The 20,071-nt window shown below is 39.2% G+C and carries 21 protein-coding genes and 1 tRNA gene; 3 read left to right on the forward strand and 19 right to left on the reverse strand.

What is annotated here, in order from left to right; all coding sequences use genetic code 11:
• From H8R91_RS06610 to H8R91_RS06695, 18 genes are all read right to left on the reverse strand, one after another.
• Positions 1 to 876 (reverse strand): ABC transporter ATP-binding protein, encoded by an 876-nt coding sequence (locus H8R91_RS06610; RefSeq protein ID WP_186935349.1) that lies wholly within the window; start codon positions 874 to 876, stop codon positions 1 to 3.
• Positions 877 to 902: 26 nt separating this feature from the next.
• The gene (locus H8R91_RS06615) at positions 903 to 3,248 is read right to left on the reverse strand and encodes a hypothetical protein (protein ID WP_186935350.1); all 2,346 of its coding nucleotides are present in this window, start codon (positions 3,246 to 3,248) and stop codon (positions 903 to 905) included.
• Positions 3,245 to 4,492, reverse strand: a complete 1,248-nt coding sequence (locus H8R91_RS06620) for a hypothetical protein (protein ID WP_186935351.1) — start codon at positions 4,490 to 4,492, stop codon at positions 3,245 to 3,247. The genes H8R91_RS06615 and H8R91_RS06620 overlap by 4 nt, the downstream gene beginning before the upstream one ends.
• Before the next feature lie 121 nt (positions 4,493 to 4,613).
• Positions 4,614 to 4,826 carry a hypothetical protein gene (locus tag H8R91_RS06625; RefSeq protein WP_186935352.1) on the reverse strand — a complete coding sequence of 71 codons (213 nt, stop codon included), beginning with the start codon at positions 4,824 to 4,826 and terminating at the stop codon, positions 4,614 to 4,616.
• A gap of 1 nt (position 4,827) precedes the next feature.
• Positions 4,828 to 5,307, reverse strand: a complete 480-nt coding sequence (locus tag H8R91_RS06630; protein ID WP_022234305.1) for an RNA polymerase sigma factor — start codon at positions 5,305 to 5,307, stop codon at positions 4,828 to 4,830.
• A gap of 980 nt (positions 5,308 to 6,287) precedes the next feature.
• Positions 6,288 to 6,363, reverse strand: a tRNA-Thr gene (locus H8R91_RS06635).
• A 278-nt stretch (positions 6,364 to 6,641) separates the two neighbouring features.
• A complete protein-coding gene (locus tag H8R91_RS06640; RefSeq protein ID WP_186935353.1) occupies positions 6,642 to 7,163 on the reverse strand; it encodes a cysteine hydrolase family protein in 522 nt (173 codons plus the stop codon).
• Positions 7,164 to 7,173: 10 nt separating this feature from the next.
• Positions 7,174 to 7,866: a flavodoxin family protein gene (locus H8R91_RS06645; protein WP_186935354.1), complete on the reverse strand. Its 693-nt coding sequence runs from the start codon at positions 7,864 to 7,866 to the stop codon at positions 7,174 to 7,176.
• Complete coding sequence (locus H8R91_RS06650) at positions 7,863 to 8,018, reverse strand: hypothetical protein (RefSeq protein ID WP_176781861.1); 156 nt, start codon at positions 8,016 to 8,018, stop codon at positions 7,863 to 7,865. The genes H8R91_RS06645 and H8R91_RS06650 overlap by 4 nt, the downstream gene beginning before the upstream one ends.
• Before the next feature lie 282 nt (positions 8,019 to 8,300).
• The gene (gene truB, locus H8R91_RS06655; RefSeq protein WP_186935355.1) at positions 8,301 to 9,206 is read right to left on the reverse strand and encodes a tRNA pseudouridine(55) synthase TruB; all 906 of its coding nucleotides are present in this window, start codon (positions 9,204 to 9,206) and stop codon (positions 8,301 to 8,303) included.
• Positions 9,203 to 10,138: a DHH family phosphoesterase gene (locus H8R91_RS06660; RefSeq protein WP_186935356.1), complete on the reverse strand. Its 936-nt coding sequence runs from the start codon at positions 10,136 to 10,138 to the stop codon at positions 9,203 to 9,205. Before H8R91_RS06660 ends, truB begins: the two co-directional genes overlap by 4 nt.
• The gene (gene rbfA / locus H8R91_RS06665; RefSeq protein ID WP_186935357.1) at positions 10,125 to 10,502 is read right to left on the reverse strand and encodes a 30S ribosome-binding factor RbfA; all 378 of its coding nucleotides are present in this window, start codon (positions 10,500 to 10,502) and stop codon (positions 10,125 to 10,127) included. The genes H8R91_RS06660 and rbfA overlap by 14 nt, the downstream gene beginning before the upstream one ends.
• A 353-nt stretch (positions 10,503 to 10,855) precedes the next feature.
• Positions 10,856 to 13,270, reverse strand: coding sequence for a translation initiation factor IF-2 (infB, locus tag H8R91_RS06670; RefSeq protein WP_186935358.1), 2,415 nt, complete (start codon positions 13,268 to 13,270; stop codon positions 10,856 to 10,858).
• A gap of 1 nt (position 13,271) precedes the next feature.
• Complete coding sequence (locus H8R91_RS06675) at positions 13,272 to 13,589, reverse strand: L7Ae/L30e/S12e/Gadd45 family ribosomal protein (RefSeq protein ID WP_021970657.1); 318 nt, start codon at positions 13,587 to 13,589, stop codon at positions 13,272 to 13,274.
• A gap of 15 nt (positions 13,590 to 13,604) precedes the next feature.
• Positions 13,605 to 13,907 (reverse strand): RNase P modulator RnpM, encoded by a 303-nt coding sequence (gene rnpM, locus H8R91_RS06680; protein WP_021970656.1) that lies wholly within the window; start codon positions 13,905 to 13,907, stop codon positions 13,605 to 13,607.
• A 42-nt stretch (positions 13,908 to 13,949) separates the two neighbouring features.
• Positions 13,950 to 15,167 carry a transcription termination factor NusA gene (nusA, locus tag H8R91_RS06685; RefSeq protein WP_186935359.1) on the reverse strand — a complete coding sequence of 406 codons (1,218 nt, stop codon included), beginning with the start codon at positions 15,165 to 15,167 and terminating at the stop codon, positions 13,950 to 13,952.
• Positions 15,168 to 15,218: 51 nt separating this feature from the next.
• Positions 15,219 to 15,701: a ribosome maturation factor RimP gene (gene rimP, locus H8R91_RS06690; RefSeq protein WP_021970654.1), complete on the reverse strand. Its 483-nt coding sequence runs from the start codon at positions 15,699 to 15,701 to the stop codon at positions 15,219 to 15,221.
• Positions 15,702 to 16,722: 1,021 nt separating this feature from the next.
• Positions 16,723 to 17,379 carry a sensor histidine kinase gene (locus H8R91_RS06695; RefSeq protein ID WP_186935360.1) on the reverse strand — a complete coding sequence of 219 codons (657 nt, stop codon included), beginning with the start codon at positions 17,377 to 17,379 and terminating at the stop codon, positions 16,723 to 16,725.
• Positions 17,380 to 17,428: 49 nt separating this feature from the next.
• Between H8R91_RS06695 and H8R91_RS06700 the strand changes: the two genes are divergently transcribed.
• Positions 17,429 to 17,638, forward strand: coding sequence for a hypothetical protein (locus H8R91_RS06700; protein WP_186935361.1), 210 nt, complete (start codon positions 17,429 to 17,431; stop codon positions 17,636 to 17,638).
• A gap of 394 nt (positions 17,639 to 18,032) precedes the next feature.
• Here the strand turns inward: H8R91_RS06700 and H8R91_RS06705 are convergent, their stop codons facing one another.
• Positions 18,033 to 18,731, reverse strand: a complete 699-nt coding sequence (locus H8R91_RS06705) for a LytR/AlgR family response regulator transcription factor (RefSeq protein WP_243237776.1) — start codon at positions 18,729 to 18,731, stop codon at positions 18,033 to 18,035.
• A 448-nt stretch (positions 18,732 to 19,179) separates the two neighbouring features.
• Between H8R91_RS06705 and H8R91_RS06710 the strand changes: the two genes are divergently transcribed.
• The gene (locus H8R91_RS06710) at positions 19,180 to 19,770 is read left to right on the forward strand and encodes a hypothetical protein (protein ID WP_186935363.1); all 591 of its coding nucleotides are present in this window, start codon (positions 19,180 to 19,182) and stop codon (positions 19,768 to 19,770) included.
• 49 nt (positions 19,771 to 19,819) lie between these two features.
• A complete protein-coding gene (locus tag H8R91_RS06715) occupies positions 19,820 to 20,041 on the forward strand; it encodes a hypothetical protein (protein WP_186935364.1) in 222 nt (73 codons plus the stop codon).
• Positions 20,042 to 20,071 lie beyond the last annotated feature (30 nt).

The following is a 20,071-nucleotide window of genomic DNA, read 5'->3' on the forward strand; positions in this document are numbered from 1 at the left end:
TTAAATTCCCTGTTCAAAAATGTAGAGGTACAAGTCCTCAAGGGTTGGTTTTGCGGTTGTGTATTGGAAGTCTGTCGGCGGGTTATCGGTCACGATGCGGACTATTATGCTGTTGTCGTTGTGACAGAGATTTGAAACACGGTAATTGTCTTGAAAATATTTTAAATCTTCCCTTTGAATTTCGACCTCAAAGACTTTATTTTCAAGCTCCTTTGTCAGCTTATTCGGGGAATCGTGGGAGATGAGCTGACCTTTTTTAAGCAAAATAATCTCCTTTGCGATAAACTCAATATCCGACACAACATGGGTGGAGATTAGGACAATTTTATCCTCGGCAATCTCGCTGATGAAGTTGCGTATGCGTATTCTCTCCTTCGGGTCAAGTCCTGCCGTTGGCTCGTCAAGTATGAGAATTTCGGGATTGTTCAGAAGCGCTTGAGCAATCAAGGCTCTCTGCTTCATACCGCCCGAAAACGAGCCTAACTTTTTATGTGCGGCATCTGTCAGATTAACCGTTTCAAGAAGCTGAGTGATCTTTTCCTTGGCTTCTTTCTTTTTTAAGCCCTTTAAAGCCGCCATATACCACAAAAAGCGGTTGAGGGTGAAATCATCATACAAGCCCTGCTGTTGGGGCATATAGCCGAGTACGGCTCGGTAATCCTTGCCGAGCTTTTTGATATTTTCACCGCCGTAAACCACCTCTCCGCCGTCGGCATTGAGGTTGTCGGTGATAATGTTCATCAGCGTGGACTTGCCTGCTCCGTTCGGTCCGAGCAAGCCGTATACTCCCGGAGTTAAGATAACGCTGAAATTATCAAGCGCCTTTACCGAGCCCTTTTTATAGGTTTTGCTGATACGATTTAAAGCTAATTCCATATTTACAACCTCTTTTGTTTTGAAACTTAAATTATAAATTTCGTACTTTTGCGCTTGGGAACAAAGATAATCAGAGCCGATACTGCGATTATCAGCAGACAAACGGCGGTGATTATACCGATAACGGCTGTCTGAGCATTATTTGAAAATGCCGATACCATACGGATTTTGTTGTTATCAATGAACACCACGCAGGGTATAAGGAGCAAGCCGCTTGAAATTATCATTGTCACAAACTGATTTTTAAATATGTAGGAGAGCAGATAGACCAAAGTCGTTGTGCCGACTGCCGCAAGCAGATGAACAAAGCCGAGAGCAAGAATATATCCGCCCACGGTTATGCCGCTTGTCAGAGCCGAAAAATTTCTTGAATATGCAAGCGGTAAATCAAATGATGCCGTGCCGAAGGTCTTGATAAAGTTGAGCATATACGGCAGATAGATTAAGATATAGGAAATCACCGTGGTAATCAGGACGGTCAAGAGCTTTATAATCAACAGCCTCGCTTTGCCGTGCTTATTTGCCGAAATCAAGTTAACCATAGAGGTCTTGTATTCAATTGCCAAAATGTTAGAGGTACAGAAGATAACCACGGCTAAGAGCAGAGCAAAATACTCCCACTCCCTAAAGGTGTCCATAGTCAGCCGCTTGTTCACCACTTCATTGACAAGTGCAGGCTTTTCGCCCGTCAGCTCAGCCTTTCCATTAACATATTCAAGCTGAGCGCAAATGTCCTCAAATGCCATTCCTCTTATGCTTAAAATACCATCAATGGTATTGAGCCTGTTCGTTTTTTCCTCAGCCGAAATCGTGGTGTCGGCTGAAAGCTCCTCGGCTTCTCTTGTAAGCTCGTCAAAATAAGCCCTTTCACTCTCGATAAAATCATACTTTTCCTCGTCAAGCTCACCCTCAAGTGTTTGCATATAGGTGTCATAGGCGCTTTCCTGAGGACTTATGAATATAATACTCAAATCATCATTGTAGCTGACAAAGCCGAGAGCCACGAGGATAATTACTGCGACAAGGGCGAAGGAGGTTTTGTAGTGCTTGTAAGCCTCGCCGCTGTATATTCTCACACTTCCGTTGATTTTCTTAAACCGTCCGAGCCGTGACATAAGCCTGTCGAGCAAAACGAGCTTGCCGTTATGCTGTGACAGCCTTGAAAACGCCAATGCCGCTCCCAAAACTCCGACAACGGAGAGAGCTATAGCTAAGCCGATGAAAACGGTGATTATGTTAATCGGCTGTGAAAAAATATTGACATTCTGATAACAGCCGAAAATATTGTTGCCGCTGATAAGGTAGAAAATATTTATAAATTTTAGCGAAGCCAACACAGAGCTGCCGTCAATGAAAATGAAGCAGGAAAATTCAAAAATCAGTGCCGACGCCAAGATTAAATAGGTCTTTGCGGAGGACTTGATAACCACGAATAAAAATGCCGTGAGCATTGACAGAGAGCAGAGCAAAAGCGTTTTGCCGAGTACCCACAAAATCAGGTATTCAAGCATTGTAACATTTAATGCGCAGTTTAAAAACAGCTTGCTCGACTGCACGGGGCGGCTCAAATCTCCAAAGCCGTAGACTGTGCCTGCCATCATAATGTTGCTCGCATAGAACAGCAGACTAACAACCGCCGTAACGCTCAAAACAACCAAGAGCTTGCAGGCTATTGTTTGCAGTCTGCCCTTTGCCGTTGACCGCACAAGAATATAAAGCTCCTTTTCTCTTTCAACGGAGAACATCAAAATATTGACGAGCAATACGATAATTAGCAAAATATAGCTTGAAACCTCATATGAGGTTGCGGCTTCAACCGCCTTGTTGTTGCCGAGGATGGGCTTAACACCTTTAACCTCGGCAAAATCCACGGGAGTTTTTTCAATATTTCTGAACGAAAAACTGTCCGGCTCTGCAAAAATGGAAAAGCTGCTCTGTTGCTCGGCTCTCGACTTCATATTGGAAATAAACTCTTCATAGCTGTCTATGTGAGAGAGCTGAGCCTGTATGTTGCTTAGCATAACCGAGCGGTTGAACAGCTCATCATCGTTCAAGTCCAAGCCTGCCGCATTGTCATACAGCTTTGGATATTTTTCCTTGTATTCATCTGCATTTCCGTTGTGCAAAAGAATTTGTGCAATCTGTATCTCCGTGTTCTTGCTTTCAAAGAACGCATTTTTATCCTCTGCGTCGTTACATTCCCGAATAAGCTGTTCATATGCCCCGACATCACTTGAAATTGCCGAATTTTCATAATCAGAGGATTGAAGCATTACGAAAAACAGAGAATCGGCGCAGAAAAAGGCGATGATGCAAATAAGAAATATTTTGTTTGAAAACAGCTTTAAATATTCGCTACCTGCAATTCTCATACAACTCCCGCCTGTCCCTCTACATAGTAATTACTGTTCTTCTTTTCAGCCCATTTCAGCTTGCAAAGCTCTGTGAATTTTATAGTTTCGCCGCCGATTGAGCCGAGTTGACTTTTATCCGCCATAGCTAAAATTCGTTCTCCGTTATCATCTACAGATTCAAAAATAAAATATTCATTATCCTGTGGATTAATATTATTGCATACTATATTTTCAAATTCAGGCGGAGCATACGAATCTATCTCATTCATATTTAAATCGTAAACCGTAATAATCTGTTTTTCTGCATCTTTTCTGGTGACCTGCACACAATTATCACCATATATGTATTTTCCATCGGTTGAATATCGCAAATTATCTTTATGAGCTATTGTGAAAAAGCTTTCCTTTACATTTCCATCCAAATCGCATTTAAGATAAACATTTTCATCCGAATTTTTATCGTAATAGGACGCAATCATTGTGTTGTCTAAAAAGAAATTATAAGACACCTGATAGCCTTTAGCTTTAGGAATGTCATTAATCTCTAATGTATCCAAATTGATACATTTGATACTTAAACCGGGTCCTTCCTCTTTTTCATTTCTCTCGTCGGCAGTAAAGTAAAAATAATTCTTATACGCACATATTTGAGAAACAGCTCTCAAGCCGGACTCAATATAGTAATCCGTTTTGTATAGAATCTGCGGTTCTGATTTAGGTGAATCAAGAGGTATTCTGATTACTGATGAATCAGTAGAGCAATAAAAATATCCCCTGTGTATGAACCATTCAAAATCATAAAAATTAAAGCTTCCCGTGAGATTTTCCCTTTGGCTTCCATCAGGCTTCATACGCATAAGATATGTATTGTAATTTATATAGCTCTTGTCATACTCTCCGCATAAAGCATACAAATATCCGTCATTATATTGTATTTGGGGCTTCTCCGTTAAGTTTAAATAGGCATCGCAAGCTTCAGGGTCATCGTGAGTACAATTTGGTTTTGAACAAAGAGGAGTAGCCTTTTTTGTTTCTTTATCAATAAAAATCACGATTCCGTCATCACCGATATAATAATAACCTTTATCTGATTTTGTCATAGGTGCATTTCCGCCGATATGGTACATTAGCTGCATATCTGTTGCATAATTTATATATGCATCATCGGAATTTGAGTATGAAGATTTATTCGTACAGCCATAAAAAAATACAGCAGCACAAATTGTTAAAAATAATGCCATCATTGCAGTTGTTTTCTTCATTGGAATACCTCTCACAATTTAATTATTTATCTGATGTTGATATTAATGCTGCGCTTATTGCTGATACTAATATTTTTTAATTTTCATAAAATTATCCTCCAAAATTTTTATACCTTTGTCACTAAAGTAATACATTGAACTCACCTCCCGAAACAAGCATTGCCGCAACAAGAGAAGCTGCAATAACTTTATTTACTTTTTTATTTTTACTTTTCTTAATGTCAATAATGTTGTCATTGCTTTGCTTGCTATAAATATTTTCTATCGCAGAATTAACTGCATTCTCACAGATTTTAATATCATTGATTATTTTCGTATATAAATTTTTACGCATACTAAAGTCCTCCTTCGGATAGAATTTTGCCGAGTCTTTTTCTTGCCCTCTGCAACTGCGAACTGATTGTATTTTGACTTTTGTCCATTATACGGGCTATTTCTGCAATTGAATAATCCTCATAATAATACAGATAAATAACATTTCTGTACTGCTTTGGAAGCTGCCAAATTTCTTCCATTACAGCCTTTGTTTGCGGCTGTTCAAGTTCTGTATATTTGTCGATTGACTCAATCTTATTATGCCAAAACGACTTATGAAAATTATTGCATTTGTTTATGGTAACCCGTATAAGCCAATATTTTAAATGTTTTTCATCGTCAAGAGGCGGGTTCTTTGTAAGTAATGTAACGCAAACCTCTTGAAAAATATCCTCGGCGTCAGCTTTTGATTTTAAATTTTGATATGCAATGCGAAATATCATATCCGCATATTTTACAATTACTTGTTCGATTTTGTTTTTCGGTACCGAATGAATCACTCATTTGTAACCTCCTTCCACTGTTAATACAACTGCAAACACACATTTTCGTGCATAATTTTAAAATTTTTTAATTTTATAATACCAAATTAATGTCTGTTTGTAAAAACAGTGAATATATAAAACTGCGTAAACAAAAAGACCTTATCCATAAACGAATAATGTCTTTCCTTGGAGCTGATAACGGGTGATTGTAATTATTCAAACTCTTTGCCTCGCTTGCTGCGGCTTGTTCATAGTCATATTTTCATCAACTCTACGCCATAAAAACAGTACACCGTACTGTTTTCTTTACGGGCTTTCAAATCCCGTTTTACAATTTCATCTTTAATCAAAAAAGATATTACCCACAAATTCGGATAATATCTTTTCCTTGGAGCTGATAACGGGTGATTGTAATTATTCAAACTCTTTGCCTCGTCTACTGCGGCTTGTTCACAGTCATATTTTCATCAACTCTACGCCCTAAAAACAGTCCACCGGACTGTTTTCTTTACGGGCTTTCAAATCCCGTTTTACAATTTCATCTTTAATCAAAAAAGATATTACCCACAAATTTGGATAATATCTTTTCCTTGGAGCTGATAACGGGCGATTGTAATTATTCAAACTCTTTGCCTCGCCTGTTGCGGCTTGTTCACAGTCATATTTTCTTCAACTCTACGCCCTAAAAACAGTCCACCGGACTGTTTTCTTTACGGGCTTTCAAATCCCGTTTTACAATTTCATCTTTAATCAAAAAAGATATTACCCACAAAATCGGATAATATCTTTTTCTTGGAGCTGATAACGGGTGATTGTAATTATTCAAACTCTTTGCCTCGCCTACTGCGGCTTGTTCACAGTCATATTTTCTTCAACTCTACGCCCTAAAAACAGTCCACCGGACTGTTTTCTTTACGGGCTTTCAAATCCCGTTTTACAATTTCATCTTTAATCAAAAAAGATATTACCCACAAATTCGGATAATATCTTTTCCTTGGAGCTGATAACGGGATTTGAACCCGTGACCTCGTCCTTACCAAGGACGCACTCTACCTCCTGAGCTATATCAGCATATTAAATTTTTAATCAGCGTTAAGCAACATTGGTATTATATCACATATGTTTTACAATTTCAAATGTTTTTTTAATTTTTTTCAAATTTCTTGATAAAAATTTGAAATGTTCCGTATAATACGAAATTTGTATTGCACAAATCATAAAACCAAAATAGGCGGTGTCAGAAGTCCTATAATACGCCCACAAGGACTTCTGACAAACTACCTATTACCCTGAAATGTCGAAATGACATTATATTCAGTATTTTACAACAAGTTATAATTATTGTCAAGTTAAATTACGGTAATTCCGAGTCCACGCATAACATTGAGTGCAGAAGTATTGAGCGACTCATCGTTTGAGGCGGTTGCATTGCTGTCAACTATTAATTGTGCGTTCGGCAAAGCGGTTCGGGCAAGCACGGCGTTTGAAATAACACAAATATTTGATACAAGTCCGCAGAGCTCGATTTCTTTGTAATCACACTTTCTTAGATAATCAAACAGAGCCTCACTGCCATAGGTGCATTTCTTGAACACTTTGTCGTTTGGCTGAACCATAGACTTGATTTTTCCGTAAAGTTCGTGACCTTTTGTGTACTCAATGCAATGTTCAATCGGCAATATTCTACCCTCAAAAGTAGTTAAGTAATCGCATTGATGGGTATCGAGAGTGAATATAATGTCTGCACCCTCTGCCCTGTATTTTTCGATTTTTTCGGCAATTGCATTTTCAAGTTTTTCCGCACCGTCAAATCCAAGTGAACCGTTTACAAAATCCACCTGATAATCAACTGTAATCAAGCATTTTCTCATAGTAAACTCCTTACTTCCACGGGCGCTTTTTACCGTCCCAGCCTTTGTTATGCCAATAGTCCGTATCAGCCTCGTTCCAACCGCTTTTCCTTTGAATTATACGCATAAGTTCAAAAAAGGCTTTGGTCTTGATTCCGACCTTCACCTTGCCGTCTTTTGCTTTGATTTTCTTTGCAAGAGCGGTGGTCTTTTTGTCGATTGCTTTCAAAGTGTTTTCGCTGATTCCGTTGTATGATGTGGTACGGACATTCACACCGTATTTATAAATTTTTGGTATTCCCCAAAAGAAAAAGCTGTCGGCAATATCTTTATTGGTTGACTTTGTACCCGCTCCGGCTGCGGTAGAAATACAAACTGCCTGCTTTGAAAACATCTTCTTTTCCGGACGGTGTACCATCCAACGGTAGCCGTAATGGTCAAGAAAACTTTTCATAGCGCCTGTGGTGTGGTAAACATAAACAGGGCTTGTAAAAATAAGCACATCTGCATCATCAATTGCATTTGTCAGCTTTTCGAGCCTTGCGTGATGAGGGCAAAGATGTTCATTTTTTATAAAACAGCTTGTACAGCCAATGCACATATCACTGAAATCCTTTGGCAAAAAGAACTCTGTAACTTTGCCGCCAAGTTTATCGGCAAGCATTTTGCCGATGTGATATGTAGAGCCTTTATGGCTCTGACCGTTGACTACTGTAATTTTCATTCCTTAATCTCCACAGGTTTTTCGTCAAAGCCTTTTATTTGAAAACGAAGTCCGCAGGTTGAACATTCGTAGTACGGTTTGCCGTTGTTTTTTCCGTCATCTACGATGAGCATAGGACTTTCGCAAAATGGACAAAGTTTAATATCTTCCATAGTTATTCTCCGTTCGGATTAATTTTTAATGTATTAATAATCGGTTATTTGTCAAAAGTTTGGCAATTATGGTTTAGCAAAATACTTTTTAAAGCAATTATAAAAGTTTGGTCGACCTTTTCAAAGGTCGTGGGTGTGGCAAAGCCCACAAATACTTTCCGCTTACGCAATCTAACGATAGCCAAACAGCTCGCTGTTTGGCGGCTTGAACACAACGGCGTTAGCCTTTAAAAAGGCTTGACCTAAATTCTTCAACATTATTATAACAGAATGTTAAAAAAATCAGTTCAAAAACAATTTAAGAATTTTCAACTGACCGCTTTCGTTATCGGCAATGCCAAGACCTAAAAATTTTCCCTGTCTGTCGCTTACTCTGATTATTTCCTTATCTTGCGCTTTTGCTTTTGCAAGTGCGGTTCTTAACATATCAAGTTCACCGCCGTTTGAAAAGCGTTTTGCCTGTGCGTCAGACACATATATTTTGCGATAACCTGCAAAAAGAGTTTCCGTGCGCATAATATGCTCTGAAATCTCTCCCTTTTCGGCTAATTCTCTTGCAGTTTCAAGCGTAATGCTGTCAGCAAGGTTATAGCCGCACGCAGCCGTCCTGCACAAAGCAGTCATTACTGCACCCGTTTTGAGAATTTTACCTAAATCGTCAATTATTGTTCGGATATATGTTCCCTTTGAACAGCTTATATTCAATGTTCCGCTCTGGCTTTCTTCGTCAAAATCTTTAAGTTCAAGTCTGTAAACCGTAACTTTTCTCGGCTTTCGTTCAACTTCTTTTCCCTGTCTTGCAAGGTCGTAAAGTCTTTGACCGTTTACCTTGATTGCCGAGTACATCGGCGGCAGCTGCTCGATTTCACCTCTGAAATTTTCAAGTGCCGATAAAACATCTGCCTCGGTTGCGGTTTTATCGCTTTGTGATGTTACGGCACCCCATATATCGAGGGTATCGGTTGTCATTCCGAGGCGGAATTTTGCGGTATATGATTTATCGTGATTCGGCACTATATCCTGAGCTTTTGTGGCGTTGCCGAGGAGTATGGGCAACACACCCGTTGCGTTTGGGTCAAGTGTGCCTGTATGACCGATTTTACGCTGACCTGTCAGCTTTCGTATCACAGCCACCACATCAAACGAAGTAAATTTCTGCGGCTTGTTTATAATTATTACACCGTTCATAAAGTTTCTTCCGCTGCTTTTATAAGCTGACTGCGCACATCTTCAAGACTGCCGTTTATAGAACATCCTGCCGCCGCCTTATGTCCGCCGCCGCCAAACTTTGAGCAGAACTTTGCGGCGTCAATATCGCCGTTGGTACGAACGGAAATTTTGAAAAATCCGCCCTCTTTTTCTTTCATAGTAATGCCTATCAATACACCCTCAATTTGACGAGGAATAGAGGCAAGTCCCTCTATTTCATCCTCGCCGATGTTAAGGCTTTTGAGCATATCGAGAGTAACCCACACAATGGCGCACTTTTCATTTGCGCAATAGGTAATGGTATCATAAACTTCACGCTCAAGCATAATTTTCTCTTTTGATTTGGTTTCAAACATCACCTTATTGATGTACGCCGAATTACAGCCGAGCTCAACAAGGCTTGCGGCAATTCTGAATGTATCGGCGGTGGTGTTTGTATAACGGAAACAACCCGTATCGGTAGAAATACCCGTATAAAGGCAGTCTACGATTTGCTTTGTAAAGTTTACGCCCATACGCATAAGAAGTTTGTAGATAATCTCACAGTTTGCCGCCGCATACTTATCGACAAACTTTTCTTTTGCGGTAACGGAGTTTGAACCGTGGTGGTCAATACAAATGTCAATTTTACCGAGATATTTTTCCATATTGGGGGCTAAAAGACTGTCTGCCGCAACATCTGTACTTATGATGTAATCGGCGGTAAAATTCTGCTCCTCCACACCCTCTGTAAGATACTCGAATTTTGGCGGTAACTTTGCGGTAATTACTCTTGCGTTTTTGCCAAGCTGCTGAAGAGCAATGCAAAGCGCATATCCGCTGCCGAGAGTATCGCCGTCGGGGTAGTTATGAGTTAATATTTCATAATTATTGTGTTCTCTGAGGAAAACGGAAATATCATAAAGATTCATCTTCGTCCACCTCGTCCTCGGGAATGTCCAAGTCATTTAAAATTCTGCTGATGTTTGCACTGTACTCAATGCTGTCGGTAGCCTTAAAAATAAGCTGTGGAACATATCTGAGTGTAAGACGGTGAAAAAGCTCACGGCGAATAAAGCCTGCTGCGGACTTAAGTCCCTTAACTGCCTCGTTGGCACGGTCAAGTCCCTCCATAGCGCTTACATAAACCGTACAATAAGAAAGGTCATTAGTAACATCAACACGAATGATTGATAAAAAAGCCTGCTGCACACGAGGGTCTTTAAGCTCACGAAAAATAGCCGTAAGTTCACGCTTTATATCCTCGGTAGTGCGTTCTAATCTATGTCCTGCCATAATATCCTCCATAGTTGTGATTCGTAATTCGGAGCACTGTAACTCAAAGTAAAATAATAAAATAAATTATTGTTTAGCAAATTGATTTGCCAATTAATTATAAAAGTTTGGTCGACCTTTTCAAAGGTCGTGGGTGTGGGCAAAGCCCACAAATACTTTCCGTTTATGCAATCTAACGATAGCCAAACAGCTCGCTGTTTGGCGGCTTGAACACAACGGCGTTAGCTAAATTTCAATGCCCGACCGACACTCCGCTAAACCATAATTTAATATTCTTAATCAGCTATGTCGTAATAATACGATTAGCGGCAAAGCAATTTTCATCACTTTGTCCGCTAACCGCTAATCACTGATTAATCACGATACTCCTCGATTGTGTAAGCCTCGAAAAGGTCACCCTCTTTAATATCGTTAAAACGCTCAAGACCGATACCGCACTCGTAGCCCTCGTTTACTTCCTTAACCGCATCTTTAAAACGCTGTAATGATGCGATTGTATCCTCGGCAATTACGATACCGTCACGAATAACTCTTACGCCTGCGTTTCTTACAATCTTACCGCTCTTTACATAAGAACCCGAAATTGTACCTACGGACTTAATCTTAATTACATTTCTGCACTCTGCAGTTCCGAGAACTACCTCTCTTGTCTTAGGAGCGAGCATACCCTTCATAGCAGCCTCAATCTCCTCAATACAATCGTAGATAATTCTGTAAAGACGCATATCAACGCCTGCACTTTCCGCATTTGCGGCAGCAACGCTGTCAGGACGAACATTAAAGCCTACTATAATTGCATTTGAAGCCTCGGCAAGCATTACATCGGATTCATTGATAGCACCTACACCGCCGTGAATTACATTTACTCTTACCTCGTCATTAGAGAGTTTTTCGAGCGACTGCTTTACAGCCTCAACAGAACCCTGAACATCGGCTTTTACGATAATCTGTAATTCCTTAACTTCGCCCAACTTCATCTGGTCAAAAAGGTTGTCAAGTGTAACCTTTGTCTGTGCCTTGAACTGCTCCTCTTTCTGAGATGCCTTTCTCTGCTCAACAAGCTCTCTTGCAAGTTTTTCATCAGAAACAGCGTTAAATATATCGCCGCCCTGCGGAACTTCTGCAAGACCTGTAATTTCAACAGGAACCGAAGGGCCTGCCTCTTTTACTCTCTCGCCCTTATCGTTTACCATTACTCTTACTCTGCCTACGCAAGTACCTGCAATTACGATGTCACCCTGATGAAGTGTACCGTTCTGTACAAGTACAGTGGCAATAGGGCCTCTGCCCTTATCAAGACGAGCCTCAATAACAGTACCTTTTGCGGCTCTGTCAGGGTTAGCCTTAAGCTCTTTCATTTCTGCAATAAGTGTTACCATTTCGAGGAGGTCGTCAAGACCCTCTTTGGTTTTTGCAGATACAGGAATACAAGGTGTGTCGCCGCCCCATTCCTCCGGAACAAGCTCATACTCTGTAAGCTGCTGCTTAACATTCTCCGGATTTGCGCCGACCTTATCCATTTTGTTGATAGCAACAATTACAGATACGCCTGCGGCTTTAGCATGGTTGATAGCCTCTACTGTCTGCGGCATAATACCGTCATCGGCAGCTACAACGAGGATAGCAATATCAGTAACCTGTGCGCCTCTTGCTCTCATAGTTGTGAAAGCCTCGTGACCCGGTGTGTCAAGGAAGGTGATGGGCTTGCCATTAATTTCTACTCTGTAAGCACCAATGTGCTGAGTGATACCGCCTGCCTCGCCTGCTGTAACATTTGCATGACGGATAGCGTCAAGGATTGAAGTTTTACCGTGGTCAACATGACCCATTACAACTACAACCGGCGCTCTCTCTACGAGATTTGTATCGTCATCTTCACTGTCGTCAATAATTCTTTCTTCGATTGTAACCACAACTTCTTTTTCAACCTTTGCATGGAACTCCATTGCAATGAGTGACGCTGTATCAAAGTCGATTGTATCGGTAGCGGTTACCATTGTGCCCATAAGGAATGCCTTTTTAACAACCTCGGCAACTGTAGCCTTAAGTCTTAAAGCAAGCTCCTGAACAACGATTTCATCAGGAATTTGAATTGTCATCTGCTTTTGCTTACGCTCAAGCGCAATACGCTTCAAACGCTCCTGCTCTGTTTCTCTCTTGCCCTGTCTTCTGCCCTTCTGCTTTTGAGAACGGTTGGTAAACTTCTGCTTTTTAACAGTGTTGTCTGTACTTCTCATCTTTGAAGATGCGTTTGCAAGGTCATCGTACTTCTGATTGTAACGCTCAACATCAACATTTACGGCACGGGTATCAATTACTCTGCGCTTACGGGTTGAAGTTTCTTCCTCGCTTGTAATTTCAACAGGCTTTGACTCTGCCTTTGGTTCAGCCTTTGTCTGCTTTGCAGGCTTATCCTGAACTTTATTCTGCTTTTTGCCCTCTGCCTTGTTGTCCTTATTGTCAGACTTGCGGTCATTCTTTCTGCCGTTCGGCTTGTTGTCTTTGCTGTCTTTATTATTAGCCTTTTTCTCGGCTTTACCCTCTGCCTTTGCAGGTTCTGCGGTTTTATTTCTTGACGCAAAAAATTTATCAAAATTTGCTACATTGTTTTTCTGTGTTACGGCGTCAAAAACGATATTAAGTTCGCTCTCCTCGAGAGTAGCCATAGCCTTTTTTGTAACACCGCAATTTTTCTCAAGAATATCTGAAATTTCTTTTACACTAACGCCCAAATCCTTGGCAACATCTCTTACTTTGTATTTTATCATATTATTCTCCTCTCTGTTCACCTTCAATAAGCATAGCAAGCTTATCTGCAAAACCTTTGTCCTCCACCGATAAAACTCCGCAAAGTTTGCCGAGTGAAAAACTTATTTCATCTTTGGTTCTGTTTACTTCAAGTACACGAACATTTTGCTTATGCGCCTGCAATAAAACAGGCTTTAAGCTGTTTTGTGAAAAATCATTTGCATACAAAATCAGTTTTGCCTTGCTCTTTGCCATTGAGTCAATGCAGGGGTCAGCTCCGATTACAAGCTTTCCTGCACGGCGGCACAATCCGAGCAACGACAATATTCTGTCATTCATATCCGACTGCCTCCCTTAGCTGTCCGCTTTCAAGCTGTTTTCAAGCTGTTCATAAACTTCGTCAGGGATTTTGCAGGAAAACGCTCTTTCAAACCGTCTTGCCTTTCTCGCTTTTTCAAAACATTTTATGTCGTGGCAAATATACGCTCCTCTTCCCGACTTTTTACCCGTAAGGTCAAGACTTATCTCGCCCTTTGCGGTTAAATTGCCGTTCTCGTCCTTGGTATCGGGAGCTTTTACTACTCTGATAAGCTCACGCTTTTCTTTCATTTCGCCACAACCTGTGCATTTTCTAAGCGGCTGTTTTTTCTGTGTCATAAAATCCCTCCCTGCATTTATATATTTATATTTTATATAAAATTATTCTTCGTCTGTATTCTCGTCAGCCTCAACATCAGCCTCGGCAGTTTTCTCGCCGTCAAGGTCGAGTGCCTCTGTATTCTCTTCTGCCGTATCGTCAAGCTCAAGTGTATCTTCTGCTGTTGTATCTTCGGCAACTTCGAGTTTTTCGTCCTCTTCATCTTCTCCGAAGAAACCGCTTTCGGGACGAATGTCAATCTTCCAGCCTGTAAGTCTTGCGGCAAGGCGGGCATTCTGACCCTTGTTGCCGATAGCAAGAGAAAGCTGACCGTCCGGAACAGTTACTCTGCAGTTCTTGTTCTCAAGGTCTGTAATTTCAACGCTCAATACCTTTGCAGGAGAAAGTGCGGCTGAAATGTATTTCTGCGGGTCATCGCTGTATTCGATAATATCAATCTTCTCACCGCCAAGCTCGTCAACAATGCTGTTTACACGAGCGCCCTTTGTACCGATACAAGCACCTACGGCGTCAATGTCGGGATTTTTGCTGACAACAGCCATTTTGGTTCTTGAACCTGCCTCACGGGAAACCGATTTGATTTCAACAACACCGTCGAAAATTTCAGGTACTTCCTGCTCAAAAAGTCTTTTAACAAGGTCTTGATGTGATCTTGAAATTATAGCACGAGGACCTTTTTCGCTTGTCTTTACATCAGCGATATAAACCTTGATGTGGTCGCCCTCCTTGAGGTTATCGTGACCGATTTGCTCGCTCTTAGGGAGCATAGCCTCGCTCTTGCCTATTCTGATAACTGCCGCACCGCTCTTAGGGTCAATTCTTTCAACAGTAGCTGTAACGAGTTCGCCGAGCTTGCTCTTGAACTCTGAAAGCGTCTGACCCTTTTCGCCTGTACGGATACCCTGACGAATAGTATTTCTCGCTGCGCCGATTGCAATTCTGCCTAAGTCCTTAGGGTCGAGCGGAATAGCAACCTTATCGTCAATATTGATTGCTTTTCTCTTAAGGACCTTCTGTGCGTCCTCAAGCGAAATCTCATAATCAGGGTCAAAAACTTCTTCAACAACAGTTTTCATAAGTCTTACATCAAAGACATTTCTGTCCGGAAGAATTTTGAAAACCACTTCGTCATTACCGCCGTAGTAATTTTTGCAGGCAACTTCAATACCTTTTTCGATGTTTTCAATCATATAGTCCATTGGAATGCCTTTTTCTTTTTCAAGCATTTCAAGAGCAGCAAAAAGTTCCTTAGTATTCATTTTTCTGATCATCCTTTTCTCTTATCTTAAAATTGTTTTAATAAACTGAAGTTACATATCAAAGTCGTCAAGTTTAATCCAAGACGCATCTTTTTTATTGATAGTTATATGGTTCTCTCCGTCGTGGTCGGAGATTGTTACCTCGCCGTTATCATAAGCGTCAAGCACACCGCCGAATTCTCTGCCTATGCCCTCGATAGGACGGAGCATTTTGACTTTGATGTCAGCGCCGATAAACTGCATAAAATGCTCGTCACGCACAAGCTCACGCTCAAGCCCCGGAGAGCATACCTCAAGGCAATATGCACTCTCAATAGGGTCAAGCTCGTCAAGCGGCTTGTCAATAGCACGGGATACATTCTCGCAATCGGTAATATCAATGCCGTCAGGCTTGTCGATATAAACTCTTAAAAACCAGTCGGCGCCCTCTTTAACATAGCGCACATCCCAAAGTGAAAGTCCGAAATCCTTAACAATAGGCTCGCAAAGCTCCCAAACCTTAGTCACGGTAAGACCGCCTTTTTTCTTTGCCATAAATACCTCCTTATGAGCGTTTGCAACAAAGCATAACGCAGTTGCAAATTATTTTCGCCGTAAGCAACCGTAAAGCAATCAAGCGCAGGTTAATTTAATGTTGCAAGCTATAACCGACCGATTACAAGTGTATAAGCCGATACAATACAATAAACATACACCACTCAATAACACCGCAGTTGCAAACAGAAAGGAGTGGGCTTACTTCCCACTCCTTACTTTACAATACTTATTGTATTTAATTATAACACCATTAATATGAGATTGCAAGGGATTTTTGAAAATTCTTTTAAATAAAAAACGGCCTTTACTTAGACCGTTTCCTTTGGCAGTGGCAGAAGGACTTGAACCCTCGGCACGCGGTTTTGGAGCGGCTGTTGAAAGTTCAAAACCGCATAGACAAGCCACTTTTTAAGCCAAAGTTAGAGCATCAGAATTGCATTTTTGTAATTTTGATGCTTTATTGATGCTATTAGAAAATTCTTGCCAACTTAACTCTCTCATTATTATTCATATAATAACATAATAAAAATTCATTGTAAAGCAAATATAGCATTCAAAATTTGCACCGCAATAAACAAAGAATAGAGATTTTTGTTTATCCTCAATATACTCATGAGGTGAAGGATTGTAATCTCTGTGATGATATTTGTAGTAGCAGACTCTTAAATCGGCTTAGAATAAATAGCGGTAAGAAGTATTCATATTCAGAACGCTCGCCAAAACAACAGATAACAAAAGCATTGCAGATATTACCGCACAGTATTCAAATCTTTATCAATACAATCCCAATTAGAATACCATACACTCTTTACTAAAAGCAACGGTTAACGCTTCTTAATATTATTACTTCTGTGTTTACCCACCCATTCATATACATCACCAAATATAATTCAGTTAACCTTGAATACCCCATTAGGAGAGAAATCGGAAAATCCGCTATTGTAGAGCGAAGTCATTTCTAAAGTGTTTTCTTTGTCTTTATCAGGCGTTGAAACTCCTCTTATTAATGTTTTTGTAATCAATATTCATAGTTTAGTCGAGGAATTTCAAACACAACATTTGATGTGAAGGTCATATCATCCTCATTGAAGTTCATATTTATTTCACCGTCATATTTTTTAACTACTCTTTTAATGCTTTTCAGTCCTGTTCCGTGTATTGAGCCTGATTTTTTGGACGATGCTATTCGGTTGTTCTTGACGGCTACAATATTCTTGACCGAGTTTGTAAGCTGTATTGACAGATACTTATTTTTGCGGACGAAAGCCGAAAAATCTATAAATCCGTTCTCTGTATTTTGTGCCGCTTCAACTGCGTTTTCAAGCAGATTGTCAAGCAGAGCAGTTATGTCGGGTTGGCTCATGAAACCAAAATCGGCGTTTCTGATGTCAATATTCATCTTCACCCCGAACTTGTCACAGAAGGATTTGTACCTGTTGACGATTGAATTGACCATAGGATTGTTGCAGTAATCAACGGATTTGTTTACGCTGAAGTCTTCGATAAAATTATCTATGTACTCGGTAACAGCATCGTCCCCGGATATACTTTTAATTGCGTTTAAATGCCGTTTTATGTCGTGCATAACAATTTTTGAGTTTTCATTTTGCTCATTAAGTAAATCATAATACTCAGCCGTAGATTTTTCCTTTTGCCTTTCATATTCCAATTCCATATTGCGGCTCTGAGTTTTTAGAGTGAATTCATAAACCCAGAACACCGCTATGTTTGAAAAAAGCAACACCACTATGCCGATTAAAAGCAAGGTTAAAAAGACTTGTCCTAATTCATATTCTGCAAGTGAATATAATATTGCATATATAATCAGAGTACTTGATATTGGCAGAAGAAACAGTATAAGCGATGTAGCAGGACTTTCCTTACGACGCTCATTTGATGATACCTTAGACAGTATATACATTGAAGAAAAATAAAGCAGTTTGCTGATGGTTGATTGAAAAATAAGGTTTACCGAATTATCAAGACAGGCGAGTAGTTCAGTCCCGAGTATGGCAGCTGAGAATAACATAACAACAGATTCTGTAGTAACATTAAATACTAAAAGTATACTGCAATGGAATATTGCGGACTTTATTTTTGTCTTGTAGCAAAGACGAAGCAAAAAGAAATTGCAGACAAAAAATGTGAGCATATTTATAACGGTTATATTAAACAGCCTTGCAAAGTACAGAATTGCATAAGTTGCCAGTAATGAGATTATCAGAAACTTTTTACTTGCCTTTCTTTCAAATTTATTTTCAAAATAAAATAGTGATATCAGAATTTCTGCAAGAAAAATAAATGCATAGCAAATTGTATATACCATTTTTATACCCCTATGTATGCAAAATATGCCTTTTTAAAGTTTGAATAGTTCCTTCGAGATATAGGTAGAGTTTCAGTTTTTAAATCTACTTTAATATTAAGCTGAGTCTTATTAAAATCCGAGACATACCTCAGATTAACAAGATAGCTGTAATGCGGTTGTGCAAAATAATCGTAATCCTTTAGTTTTTCTTTCCAATAACTTAATTTTTTATTTGTATAATACTTCTTCTGCCGTGTTATAATAACAGCCTTTCTTTCTTCAATAGTTATATATACTATATCGCTTGTGAAAACAGAATAATACTCGTCATAGTATTCAAGAGTTATTATTTGAGTATTGGAATGATAATAGTTAATAGCCGTATTTAATGCTCTGAAAAAACGGTCATTGTCAATAGGCTTTGACAGATAGCGAAACACATCCAAATCCATTGCGTCGTCAAGATAAGACTCGTGGGAAGTAATTATGAAAATAATTATATTGGGATTAAAAGCTTTTAAATGAGCCGCCAAAGTAAGCCCGTTTACCTGCGGCATTTCAATGTCGATAAACGCCATATCATAACTGGCATCGCTTTTCATAGGAGCGACGCCGTTGTAAAACACATCAATATCAAAATATATTTTATGCTTATCCGTAAATTCAGTCAGCTTGCTTTGTATTTCATCGGCAATATATTTGTCGTCGTCACAAATCATAATTTTCAACCGAAAAACCTCCCATAAATCACATCATAAGTATAACATACAATGAAAAAATAGTCATTATAAATCTTTTGTTTTTTATTATTTTATCAGTCAATATGAAAAATACATCACATTTAACGAATTTGACATCATTTTTGCAAAAATTATGTTTTTATTTTAAATACGTGTTAAAATTACAACATTGTTGGGTAAAATAAAAAATGAGATTAATTTGTAACATTTAAGCAAATGCACAATTAAGCAATAATTAATAGGCTTAGTGTTTTTTGATGAAAAAGTGTGTGCTTATAATATATAAGTTAATATCGGTTGCCTTATATATTTATTGAATACTATCACTATCATAATAAGGAGATGAAGCCAATGGGAACTAATTTGTATTAATCAATCGCTTAATTTTGCATAATTAATTTCAACAAAGTAAAAAGGATGATGATTTATGGTTGCACATATGCGAAAAATTATAAAAACAATTGTATTCAGTTGTGTTTTAATTTGTGCTTGTTTAATAAGTACAGCTTGCTCCGGAAATGCGAATTTGACAGAAACAGAAGATAATATTAAAATTACTGCTTCTGAAAAAGTTACTAATGAAACAACAGCAAGTCAGGAAAGTACAACACAACCTGATTCATCTACTGCAGAAACTACGAAACCGGAGAGTACTACCAAATCTAAAACTTCAAACGAAGAAAAAACTCAATCATCGGAAAATACAAGCGGAAGTGAATCATCAAAACAGAATGCCACTTATTCAAAAGATAAAGTCACTTTTATCTTTAAGGATAATTCCGGGAATGTTATAGAAGGGATTGATGTGGTTATTCAACCGCATGCCAATGAAGGCAGCGCACATACAGATATTGCAGAAGTTGTTGGAACGTCTGACAAAAATGGCACAGTAGCTTGGAAACCTATAGAAGGAAAGCATTTGTTAGAAGCTTCAAAAGGGTCTGAAAATCAAGAATATGCTGTTGATATTGATGTGTCTGATAAAGGATCGGTAATTGAATTGATTTGGCGGTTTTGACTTCAAATATAAATATTATTCATTAACCACCGATAATATTACTATGTTTGTGGCTATAAGAATTGATGGAGTATGTTATGTTACCGAAAAAACTGAAACACTAAAAAATGTTTCTTTTTGGGATAAGTTATTCCCTGATGAAATTAACAGCTTGAATAAAAAATACAGAGATGGTATAATAACAGCAGGAGAACGCACTCGCATGCGTGAAGAAATAATTGTTGATGGACTACTAAAAAAATATACTAAAGGATTTATTATTTCCTTGTAAGACCCGTACTTACAAGAAATAGGGTGAGTA

Source organism: Ruminococcus intestinalis (assembly GCF_014288065.1).
In the GTDB taxonomy this organism is placed as follows: Bacteria; Bacillota; Clostridia; order Oscillospirales; family Acutalibacteraceae; genus Ruminococcoides; species Ruminococcoides intestinale_A.